Genomic DNA, 11,545 nt, shown 5'->3' with positions numbered 1-11,545 from the left:
CGGTCCAGCGTTCCGGCACGTAGTGCGAAGCCTAAAGCGCGAAGCCACACAGCACGAAGCCGCCTCAGCCATTTTCAGAAGACAACCCCATATCCCCGAAACTCTGGATAATTTTGCACCCGGCGCCGTATGCGCTCTTTCACTCTTTCACTCTTTCACTCTTTGACACGTCTCTGGCAAAAAGAAGGCACCGTGGTGTCTGACGAAATAGATCGCTTTACCGTGGGCCGCGACCGCGAGCTGGACCTTTACCTCGCTCCGTTCGACGTGCTCGGCAACCTGGCCCACGCCCAGATGCTTAGCACCATTGGGCTGCTCACGCCTGCTGAATACGAATTACTTGCCTCTGAACTTCGGAAACTGTACCCGCAGACGCTGTCGGGGCAGTTTGTGATCGAAGACGGCGTGGAAGATGTGCATTCGCAGGTGGAGATGCTGCTGACGAGGGCTTTGGGCGACGTGGGTAAGAAAATCCATTCGGGCCGGTCGCGGAACGATCAGGTGCTGGTGGACCTGAAACTGTTTACCCGGTCGCGGCTGTGGGAAGTAGCCGGGGCCACGCGGCGCGTGTTCGATAGGCTCATTGCCCGTTCCGAAGAGCATAAAGACGACCTGCTGCCGGGTTACACGCACCTGCAAATTGCCATGCCGTCGTCGTTTGGCCTGTGGTTTGGTGCCTACGCCGAGGCGCTGTCCGACGATATGCTGGCCCTACAAACAGCCTACCGCTTTGCCAACCGCAACCCGCTGGGGTCGGGCGCGGGCTACGGCTCGTCGTTCCCGCTAGACCGGACATTGACCACCGAACTGCTTGGTTTTGAGGGACTTCACGTCAATGTGGTCTACGCCCAGATGAGCCGGGGCAAGACGGAGCAGACCGCCCTCAACGCCCTGGCCGCCGTGGCTACCACAATGGCCCGGCTGGCAATGGATATCTGTTTGTATAACAGCCAGAACTTCGGGTTTCTGACCCTGCCCGACGGACTCACCACGGGCAGCAGCATCATGCCGCACAAAAAAAACCCCGACGTGGCCGAGCTGCTCCGGGGTAAGTGCAACCGCCTGAAAGCCCTGCCCATGGAGGTGACGCTGGTGATGAGTAACCTGCCCTCCGGCTACCACCGCGACATGCAACTCTTGAAAGAAGTGCTCATGCCCGCCTTCGACGATATCCTCGACTGCTTGGACATTGCCGATTTCATGCTCGAACACATTCAGGTAAAACCCAACCTACTCGACGACCAGAAATACGACCTGCTCTTCAGCGTGGAACGCGTGAACGAACTGGTCCTGAGCGGCGTACCCTTCCGCGAAGCGTATGGGCGCGTGGGCAAAGAAATCGCCGAACATACCTACGTCCCCCCGCGCACGCTCCACCACACCCACGAAGGCAGCATCGGCAACCTAATGAATGACGTTATTGTGGCTGCCATGAACAGCGCCATGGCCGGCTTCGGTGCCGAAAAAGCCATTGCCGCCGAAAAGGCACTGGTGGGGTAAATCGGAACAGGGAGGGGTAGAATGGGGTTTGTTTCCATAGCGTAAAGACCCCCGCCCTGAAGGCGGTCCGACAGGTCGGGGGTCTTTACGCCAGCTACTACACATTAAACACATCCATGTCTAAAAAAGTAAAAATCGGTCTGGTTCAAATGGCATGCGAAGCGGACGTGGCCGCAAATGTCGACAAGGCCGAGGGCCGCATCCGGGAGGCCGCCGCGCAGGGCGCGCAGATCGTTTGCTTGCAGGAACTCTTCACCTCGCTGTATTTCTGCGACGTAGAAGACCACCATAACTTCAGCCTGGCCGAGGCCATCCCCGGCCCCACCACCGACCGCATGGCCGCGCTGGCGGGCGAACTAGGCGTCGTGATCGTGGCCTCCCTCTTCGAGAAACGAGCGCAGGGACTTTACCATAACACCACCGCTGTACTCGACGCTGACGGCACCTACCTGGGCAAGTACCGGAAAATGCACATCCCCGACGACCCCGGCTACTACGAGAAATTCTATTTCACCCCCGGCGACCTCGGCTATAAGGTGTTCGACACCAAGTTTGCCCGCGTGGGGGTACTCATCTGCTGGGACCAATGGTACCCCGAAGCGGCCCGAATTACGGCGCTAATGGGGGCCGAACTGCTGGTATACCCTACCGCCATTGGTTGGGATACTAACGAAATTGACCCTGCGCAGAACACCGAACAGTACAATGCCTGGCAAACAATTCAGCGAAGCCATGCGATTGCCAACGGTGTACACGTTGTATCGGTGAACCGCGTAGGTCGCGAGGCCGATCAGCAGTTCTGGGGCGGCTCGTTTGTGGCCAATCCATTTGGGTCATTACTGTACCTGGCCCCTCACGATCAGGAGGTTGTGCACGTGCAGGAAATTGATCTGGCCCAAACCGACCGCTACCGCACCACCTGGCCCTACCTCCGCGACCGCCGCATCGACTCCTACCAGCCCATTACAAGACGGTATATTGATGAGTGATAAGTGGTGAGTGGTAAACGGTGAGTTTGCTTCCGCCAGCGTGCCTGCTCTGGCGGAAGCAAACTCACCGTTTACCACTCACCACTTATCACTACCTTGTCATGTCCAAAACCACCATGCGTCTACTATTAATCTTGCTCACGGCTGTTTCGGGCAGCGTGTTTTTTACCAGTTCCGACCGGATGGTGCACTCGGCGGGGGCTACCGTGGTGGGGAAACTGCCTGACGAGACGCCGCTGACGGCCACGCCCCGTAGTAAATTCACGCCCACCACTCGCAAAGGATACTGGAGCCTCGACGTGGTCGATGACTTCACCCTGCCCAAGACCCGCTCCATCACGTTCTGCGCGGCGGGGCGTAACCTGCACCTGGGCAACGAATGGGACAAGCTCTTCCGGCGGGGGTTTTCGTCGATTGACCGTACGCGGATGGTGTGGGACGAAGAAGTGGCCCGCGACCCCAACAATATCAAGCCCGGCTGGAAAAGTCGCCTCACCTTCGATCAGCGCACCGACGGCGTGGGGCAGCACCATTTTCGGCTGAACCCCTACAACATTCCCTGGGCGGGCGACGGCAAGCTGGCCCCCGAAACGTACTTCCGGCCCATGCCAGGCAATCCCAACAAGCTCCAGAACATCTATTCGGCCATTCAGGGGCTGGCGGGGTCGTGCCAGACCTACAACGACTGCCCCAACGGGCGGGATAAAAGCGGATATAGCAAAATCTTTTTCGACATTGAAAATGAAGGCGTTCCCGACAATGTCTTGCAGGAACAAGCCAACCTCTACACCTATTTTGTGAAGGCCACCCGCGACCTGGCCGACCCTCGCACCCAGATAGGCTCCATCGGTCCCACGCCCCTCAATGGCTTCGGCTATTCGCGGGCCATGGACTACGACGCAAAGGCGCCTTTTCCGCTTTGGGACATGAAAGCCCGGCACACGTCTACTTCTAGGCAGCGCGGTATGCCCGACGACATTGTGGGCAAATCATTCTCCGACTACGTTGATTTTCAGATGGTTGGCTGTTATTACGTCTACCCCGACTTCGACTACACGATACCACATACCGGCGACGCCGACCGGCATTGGCTGGCGAGTGTGCTGGCAGAGCAGGAAAACAACATCCGCCTGTCGAACAAGCCCCGGCTTGGGTACGTCTGGATGTTCAATACGCAGGGGCCGTTCAACAACAGCCATAAGGCCTCGAACCCGGCTCCCCCCGCCGTGGCCGAAGGAACGGCCGTTTTCTACTTTATGACGGGGGCTTACGGCTGCATTTTCTGGGACGACCTGGTAGAGATTCACCCCGATCAGCCCACGCCTAAAGACCCCGAACGGCAGGGCCTCGACAGCGACCGGGTCTATGCCTGCTACGAGCATTTCATCCACGGCCTGTGGCGCCTCTTCAAGCACCACGGCGACATGTTCACCAACGATGCTACGTTTCTGAATCAGAACACGGAGTGTTCGTATGACGGGGGGCAGAACTGGTATAAATACAACTCTAACCAGATCAAAACCAGGGGCTTACCCTATGCCAGGGCTATTGTGAAAGGCAACCAGATTCTGATTGCGGCCAGTATGCCCTACGCCAAGCCCGCCCAGAAAACGAGCCTTATGGTCCGCTACGTCGACAATGGGTACCGGTTCTACACCACCGTACGCCTGAATGGAGACGAGATCTACCTCGGCCGCGCCACGATGGAGAAATGAACGAGTCAGTGCCTACTTAAAAGTGGTCTGTTTGCGTGTTTCTCATCCGAATGGCCTCTTCGGTTCTGGGAACAAGCATGTTTAGTCCAAAATTTACAGCATTTGCCTGCACCTCCTCAATAAAGGGACGCAAAGCAGTATTGTAATCCTGAAAGGCCAATGCATAATTGCCATCATGTTTTAGCATCGCGTCGGCTAATGCGGCAGCGCCATGTATCGCCAATGAACCACCCATGCCGGCAGCGGGCGAAGCACAATAACCGGCATCACCAACCAACGCCACCCGACCTTTTGTCCAAGAAGGCATTTTTATTTGACATAATTTATCGAAGTAAAACGCTTCAGCACTTTTTACTTCGTCTAGTAAGTGTGGAATTCGCCAGCTTTTTTGGCTGCAAAACTGTTCCACAATAATTTTCCGCTGCTGTTCTTCATTGCGGTAATCGTAAGGGATTTCTTTTTCTGAAAAGAAACACAGCACAATATCCGTCTTATTGTTGTAGGCATTGAGTATCACTGCCTTACCGGGCACATTATACAACTGCGATGTATTTTGCCTGATTAGCAATTTATTTACGATAGTGATAGAAAAATATTGTTCTAGAAAATGAGAATAATCGGTTTCGGGACCAAACCAAATTTTTCTCACCGTTGAGTGTAGTCCATCACAACCGAACACTAGATCGAAGGATTGTTGAGCACCATCTTTAAATGTGACCTGAACAGTCTCATCTGTTTCTGTCAACACTGTGATGCTGTTATTGAAGATAAAATCGACATCGCTTTTTACAGTATCGAACAAGATGCTGAGCAGCATGTCTCTTTCAATTTCGCAGTCATCATCCGTACTGTCTTCAGCGTTATTCTGTAATTTCATTGACCCCTCCGTCACATCATCGGCATTTTTAAATTCCATCAATTCCATGCGGAGGCTATTTGCTTTGATCTGCTCAAGTAGCCCCATCCGCCTGACAATATCAACGGTCTGTTCGCGGATGTCAACAGGCGTACCGCCCTTTTTTAGTCCATTTGCCAGTTCAACAACGGTTACTTTATAACCTAATTTGTTCATCCAGTAAGCCGTTGACAGTCCAGCAAAACTTGCCCCTGAAACGAGGACTTTTTTTTCTTTCAGCGTTTCCATTTTTTACACGAGTTTTTGTTTGTGCAAAGGAATGGTGCGTGTTAGGGGCAGCCAATGACAATAGAGGGTACGTGTTGGACTAATCGCAGTTTTTGTTCCGGAAGGTCAACGGCGCTATCCCTGTAACCTTGCCGAATAGCCTGGAGAAGTAAGGGTAGTCTTCATAACCCAGCTCCAGAGCGATCTCTTTTACCGATTTATCAGTATGAGAAAGCAAACGTTTTGCCTCCAGCATAATTCGCTGCTGAATGTGGTATGAAACCGAGTGACCCGTTGTGCTTTTGACGCATTCGTTCAGGTAAGGAGTGGATATATTGAGCCGTTGCGCATAGTCTGCTGGTTTTTTGCTAGTAGCAAAATGACGGTCTAAGGTTGCCCGGAATAGTTTGGTAATAGTATCTGACCTCGACAGTTTGTCTATTGCGCCGGCATGTGCCACATAGTTCGAAATAACAAGCCCCACCAGGGCGTTGCAACTATCTTTTATCAGCGAATGATATAACCTATCATTTTTTAGTTTAAACAATTTTATAGAGAGTGATACCGCTTCAGAAATAAGCGAAAATGTTTCTTTGTTTAAAGGCAATGGCTTTACCGGTGTAATTGCTTCCAGCCACGTCAGATACGCAGGATTTAACTGTTCATTATCGATTGCCCAACTGCTTACTAGTACCTGTTCAAAGGATAGAATTCGATGCACCTGATTTGGGTGAATGTAAACGACGGCGGGCGATCTGATCAACTGCTTTTGACAATCAATTTCAATAGCAACTACTCCCTTTTCAAGCAAAAAAAATGTATGCCGATCTTCACGGTGCGATCTTTTTGCGTCTAGTATATGCTCTTCCGGTAAATCGGTAATGGCTATTTTTTCAATGGCAATGCCAGTGTTAACCTCGTCGGCAATCGTATTTATAGGAATGGATTTAGGCTTCTTTTGCATAATCCTTATTGGAGCCTCGACGTGGTTGCCTAACTGAACAGCGAATTTGTCCGTCTTGAGTCGAGTTTAAGGAATATAAAGAGCAGGATGGTGAAGGACCAGAGCGAGGAACCACCGTAGCTGAAAAAGGGCAGGGGGATGCCAATGACGGGCATCAGGCCAATGGTCATGCCGATATTGACCATCACGTGGAAAAAGATGATCCCCGCCACGCAGTAGCCATAGACGCGGGCAAACTTGCTGCGTTGCTTTTCGGCCAGAATCACAATGCGGCTCAGCAGGGCCATAAACAGCATAATCACCACCATACTGCCGATAAAGCCGTGCTCTTCGCCGATGGTGCAGAAGATGAAATCGGTGCTTTGCTCGGGCACAAAATCAAACTTGGTTTGGGTACCCTCCAGGAATCCTTTACCGTCGAGGCGGCCCGATCCGATGGCAATTTTAGCTTGTGTCACGTTCCAACCTACACCCAGCGGGTCTACGTTAGGGTCGATAAGCACTTTGATGCGGTTGCGCTGATGCGGTTGCAGCACCTTGTTCACGAAGAAATCGACGCCGGTGGCCGTCACCATCATGGCCACGCCGATGAGGCCGATACCAACCATGTTGCGGACGTTGCGGTTGTAGCGCGGCAGCAGCAGGATCACCACAATGCACAGCACGGCAATACCCGCAAAGAGGAATTTAAACGGCACAATCAGGGCCAGAATGAGCAGCACGGCTAGGGTAATGCCCGTGAGCGGAATCCAGCCGGGCAGCCCCTCACGATAGAGCATGATCACAAACGACGAAAACACCAGCGTGGAACCGGTTTCGTTTGAGAGGATAATGAGCAGGGCAGGCAGCCCAATGATGCCGCCTACCCAGAGCAGGTCTTTCTGTTTGGTCAGGTTTATACCCGGCTGATCGAGGTACTTGGCCAGGGCAAGGCTCGTAGCCACTTTGGCAAACTCAGCTGGCTGGAGGGAAAATCCCCCAAACTTGAACCACGACCGCGACCCGTTGATGTTGGAGCCAAATACCATCACCAGCAGCAACATACCGATCATGAACAGGTAAAACACAAACGCAAAAGTGTCGTAGAACTTATGGTCGATCACCAGTACGCAGATGATCAGCAGCACCGACGTGCCGATCCAGAGCAGTTGCTTGCCTGCGTTGGTACTCATGTCGAAAAGGTGCGTTTGCTCTTCGGGGCTATACACGGCGGCATACACATTGAGCCAGCCCATGAGCACACAGCCCAGGTACAGCACCACCGTCAGAGTATCGATATTACGAGTTACTTCAGCGTTACGGGCCATTATGGAATTAAGAATGCAGAATTAAGAATTAAGAATGGGCAAGCCTTCATACAAACCCATCATTCTTCATTCTTAATTCTCAATTTTTCATTACCTCTTGCCAGTGTCAGCATAGGCTTCGGGCGGCGGAGGGAGTCTTTGGGTAGTACTTTTTTGGTGGCCGTATCGGCAGGTTTCTTGGGCGTGGAGGCAGACGTGCGCGGTTGGGGCAGCATTGACAGCGGTGGCATGTAGTTCTGCTTCAGAAGCCAGTCGTTCAGTTTGGTGGCCTCTGTTTTCCGCTTCAGGTACCGCTCGGCGACCAGGGCAGCCACCGATGCGGCAGCCACCCCACCCCAGCCGGCGTTTTCTACAAACACGGCGATAGCGATCTTCGGGTTGTTCATGGGCGCAAAGCCGATGAAGATCGAGTGGTCATGGGCGTGGCCAAACTTGGCGTTTTGCGACGTGCCCGTTTTGCCACACAGGTCGATGCCGTTGATATCGGCATCTTTTTTCACTGTACCCGCCGCCACGGCCATACGCATACCCTCAATTACAGGCAGATAGTACTGCGGGTCGATGTCGGTGTAATGTTTCTCTTTGTATTTCTCTGGAATGCCCTCGCCCATGTTGCCAATACCCTTTACGTAATGGGGCGTGATATACCACCCCCGGTTGGCAATGGTGGCCGCCAGGTTAGCCAGTTTAAGGGGGCTGATGAGCAATTCGCCCTCGCCAATACTGAGCGAATAGATATTGGAGAATTTCCACCGAAACTCGCCGCGGTAGGCTTTATCGTAAAAACCCACAGTGGGCAGGTTACCCCGCAGTTCGCTGGGTAGATCGACGCCAAGCTTTTCGCCGATGCCGAACTTGATCACATGGTCGTGCCACTCCTGCAACCCCAACGCCGACGCCTTGAACGTGTTCGGATTACCATTGTGGTAGATGTATTTCCGAAACACCTGGTAGAAATACGGGTTGCATGAGTTCTGCACAGCCCCGCGCAGGTTGTTGCCCCCCCGGCAGTGACACCGCATCGGCGACCCGGCATGGCTATAATAGGTGCTGGTAAACAGCGACCCCTGCTGCTGGGCAATGAGCGCCTGAATCAGTTTAAAGGTAGAGCCGGGCCGATAGCTGGCCATAACCGGCCTGTTAATCAAGGGCTTATACGGATTCGAGATCAGTTTCCGGTAATTTTTCGAGAAGAACCGCGACGAGAGCAGGTTGGGGTCGTAGGTAGGGGCCGATACCGATGTGATGATCTCGCCCGTGCTGGGGTCGAGGGCAATAACGGCGCCCACCTTGTTTAGCATCAGGCTGTCGGCATAGCGCTGCACGTCGATGTCGATGCCGGTGTAAAGGTTTTTGCCAGCCACGGCGGCCGTGTCGAACTCACCGTTTTTAAACGAGCCTTTGTCTACGCCCCGCACGTTTTGCATTACGTACTTAATACCCCGCCGGCCGCGCAGATCCACCTCATAGGCCTCTTCCAGGCCATTATGACCCACATAATCGCCCTGCCGGTAGTAGGGTGTCTCCTGGGTTTCGAGCCTCTTTTTGCTGATTTCCGACACGTAGCCCAGGGCGTTGGCCATGGTGTGGGCGGGGTAGGTGCGCATGGAACTCATCACCGGCTCGAAGCCCCGGTAGTCGACCAGGGCATCCTGAATGCGGGCGTAATCTTCTTTGGAAAGCTGCCGCAAAAAAACCGATGGCTTCACGGCTGAATACCCTTTGGCTAAGTTCATGATGCTGTCGAACTCCGGCAGGGTAATATCCATCATCCGGCAGAAGGCCAGGGTATCGGGAATCTTCACCCGCTTGGGCGTGACATACAGATCGTAAACGGGTGTGTTATAGACCATTAGCTTCCCGCTTCGGTCGTAGATCTGCCCACGATAAGGTACTTCAATTACCCGCTTGATCGAGTTGCTCGACGATTCCAGCGCGTAGCTGTCATCCAGAATTTGCAGGTAAAACAGGCGGGCGGCGTAGAGCAAACCCACTAAACAAAACACGCCAATAATGATAAACTTCCTGTTCTCTAACATGGAACAACCCTCCTGATGTCAAGCTACGTTGGCCGCCAGTTCGCAAACCGACCAACCTTTACAAATTTACAGGGAAGTGAGGAAGTTGCGACCGGTTTTTTCGATGTATTTCTGGTGTTTTACGGAGAAAAAACACCTGTTACCAGCCTGCACCTTTGGCTGTTGTTTTGATACGCAACAAATACGCATCGGCGGTGATATAGAGGGTGCTGCCGTCGTCGCCCCAGCCGCAGTTGGCGGTGGCCTCGCCCGTTTCGATCCGCCCCAGCAGTGTGCCCGCGCTTGTTTTCGGGTCAACGGCCAGCACAATAATGCCCCCCGGACCGCTCGACCAGATGTTGCCCTGCTGATCGACTTTCAGGCCATCGGGAGCGCCCCTAAGGCCCTGTTTCCAGAGCGGCGAGACGTCATACACCAGCCGCCCCGCTCCTACCGAACCGTCTTTGAGCACTGGATACGCCATAATGACGGGCCGCTGGTCATACGACTGCCCGATGTACATGGTCTTCTGGTCGGGCGAAAAAGCAATGCCGTTAGGCCGGGACAGGTCCTTCACCAGCAGCGACACCGCGCCTGTCGGCTCTACGCGATACACCCCGAACAAAGGCGTTTCGCGGCTGGGGTCGTTTTCCTTTTTGGCCAGGCCGTAGGGCGGGTCGGTGAAGTAGTAGCTACCGTTGGCATGGGCCACCACGTCGTTGGGGCTGTTGAACCGCTTGCCCTGATACCGGTCGGCCAGGGTGATCTTGCCGCCTACGCCATTGAGCGGCATGGCCGATACCCGCCGGTCGCCGTGTTCGCAGCTGATGAGCCGCCCCTGCGCGTCTATGGTGAGGCCGTTGCTGCCCGGCTCGTCGCTGTAGGTGCCCCGCCCGGTGTAGCCAGAGGGCATCAGGAAAGGTTTGCAACCGTCGGCGTCGGTATAGCGGTAGACGGTGTTTTTGGGCACGTCGGAAAACAGCAGGTAGCCAGGTTCGCTGGCGGTGGCTTTCACCCAGACAGGCCCCTCAGCCCACTCAAACCCAGTACCCAGCACCTCGGGCACGGCATCCTTTGGCACGAGCTTGTCAAACCGTGGGTCGAGCCGCACCACCTGCCCTTTGGTTTTTGGTTGAGCCAGCAGGGGCAGCGAGAGGAAGAAGAGGAAGAGCGTTTTCATGGGTATAACGGCTAATATTGCACCCGAATTAAACTCGCCGACTGCCTGTGTCTACTGTTGCCCAAACCATTGCCCGCCACCTGCTTACTGTGCAAGCTGTTCGCCTCCGCCCCAACGACCCCTTCACGTGGAGTTCGGGCTGGAAATCGCCCATCTACTGCGACAACCGCGTCACGCTGGCTTATCCCGACGTGCGCACCTACATCAAAGACGCATTGTCAGAGCTGGTACGGGATCAATTCCCTGACGTACAAGTCATTGCGGGCGTAGCTACGGCCGGCATTCCGCAGGGGGCGCTTATGGCCGATAAACTTGGCCTCCCCTACTGCTACGTGCGCCCGGAGCCTAAAAAGCACGGTATGGGCAACCAGATCGAAGGTCGGCTGGAGGCGGGTGAAGCAGGCTCACTCCCTAAAGTCGTTGTCGTCGAAGACCTGATTTCAACGGGCGGCAGTTCGCTGAAAGTGGTCGAAGCCCTGCGGCAGGCGGGTGCCGAGGTGGTGGGCATGGTGGCCATTTTCACCTACGGATTTGCCCTCGCCGACGATAATTTTGCCCAGGCCGGAGTCAAACTGGCTTGCCTCAGCGACTACAACACCCTCATACAGGAGGCCCAAACCCTCAACTACATCCCCACCGAAGCCCTCGACTCACTTGCCGCCTGGCGGCAAAACCCCGGCGAGTGGGGGAAATGATTTACGATGTACGACTTACGACTTACGATTTATTGCTGACGCCAATGGGCTAGA

The 11,545-nt window shown here is 54.3% G+C and carries 9 protein-coding genes; 4 read left to right on the top strand and 5 right to left on the bottom strand.

The window, feature by feature from the left end:
- The first annotated feature begins 162 nt into the window (after positions 1–162).
- The 3 genes from argH (at position 163) to J2I48_RS06180 (ending at position 4,204) form a co-directional block, all read left to right on the top strand.
- Positions 163–1,500 carry an argininosuccinate lyase gene (argH, locus tag J2I48_RS06190; protein ID WP_229375835.1) on the top strand — a complete coding sequence of 446 codons (1,338 nt, stop codon included), beginning with the start codon at positions 163–165 and terminating at the stop codon, positions 1,498–1,500.
- A 116-nt stretch (positions 1,501–1,616) separates the two neighbouring features.
- A complete protein-coding gene (locus J2I48_RS06185; protein ID WP_207334527.1) occupies positions 1,617–2,489 on the top strand; it encodes a carbon-nitrogen hydrolase in 873 nt (290 codons plus the stop codon).
- A gap of 116 nt (positions 2,490–2,605) precedes the next feature.
- Positions 2,606–4,204, top strand: coding sequence for a hypothetical protein (locus J2I48_RS06180; protein ID WP_207334526.1), 1,599 nt, complete (start codon positions 2,606–2,608; stop codon positions 4,202–4,204).
- A gap of 16 nt (positions 4,205–4,220) precedes the next feature.
- On the opposite strand, the gene J2I48_RS06175 is transcribed toward J2I48_RS06180, so the two are convergent.
- From J2I48_RS06175 to J2I48_RS06155, 5 genes are all read right to left on the bottom strand, one after another.
- Positions 4,221–5,348 carry an FAD-dependent monooxygenase gene (locus J2I48_RS06175; RefSeq protein WP_207334525.1) on the bottom strand — a complete coding sequence of 376 codons (1,128 nt, stop codon included), beginning with the start codon at positions 5,346–5,348 and terminating at the stop codon, positions 4,221–4,223.
- 79 nt (positions 5,349–5,427) lie between these two features.
- Positions 5,428–6,291, bottom strand: a complete 864-nt coding sequence (locus tag J2I48_RS06170) for a helix-turn-helix domain-containing protein (RefSeq protein WP_207334524.1) — start codon at positions 6,289–6,291, stop codon at positions 5,428–5,430.
- Positions 6,292–6,320: 29 nt separating this feature from the next.
- On the bottom strand, positions 6,321–7,598 hold the full coding sequence (gene rodA, locus J2I48_RS06165) for a rod shape-determining protein RodA (protein WP_207334523.1): 1,278 nt from the start codon (positions 7,596–7,598) through the stop codon (positions 6,321–6,323).
- Between the two features lie 59 nt (positions 7,599–7,657).
- A complete protein-coding gene (locus tag J2I48_RS06160) occupies positions 7,658–9,637 on the bottom strand; it encodes a peptidoglycan D,D-transpeptidase FtsI family protein (RefSeq protein ID WP_207334522.1) in 1,980 nt (659 codons plus the stop codon).
- A 139-nt stretch (positions 9,638–9,776) separates the two neighbouring features.
- The gene (locus tag J2I48_RS06155; RefSeq protein ID WP_207334521.1) at positions 9,777–10,796 is read right to left on the bottom strand and encodes an SMP-30/gluconolactonase/LRE family protein; all 1,020 of its coding nucleotides are present in this window, start codon (positions 10,794–10,796) and stop codon (positions 9,777–9,779) included.
- A 47-nt stretch (positions 10,797–10,843) separates the two neighbouring features.
- On the opposite strand from J2I48_RS06155, the gene pyrE reads away from it, so the two are divergent.
- Positions 10,844–11,491, top strand: a complete 648-nt coding sequence (gene pyrE / locus J2I48_RS06150; protein WP_374758150.1) for an orotate phosphoribosyltransferase — start codon at positions 10,844–10,846, stop codon at positions 11,489–11,491.
- Positions 11,492–11,545 lie beyond the last annotated feature (54 nt).

The sequence above is a fragment of the Fibrella aquatilis genome (assembly GCF_017353255.1).
Lineage (GTDB): Bacteria > Bacteroidota > Bacteroidia > Cytophagales > Spirosomataceae > Fibrella > Fibrella aquatilis.
The sequence above is the reverse complement of the archived record's forward strand: the minus strand, read 5'-3'. Positions and strand labels throughout refer to the sequence as shown.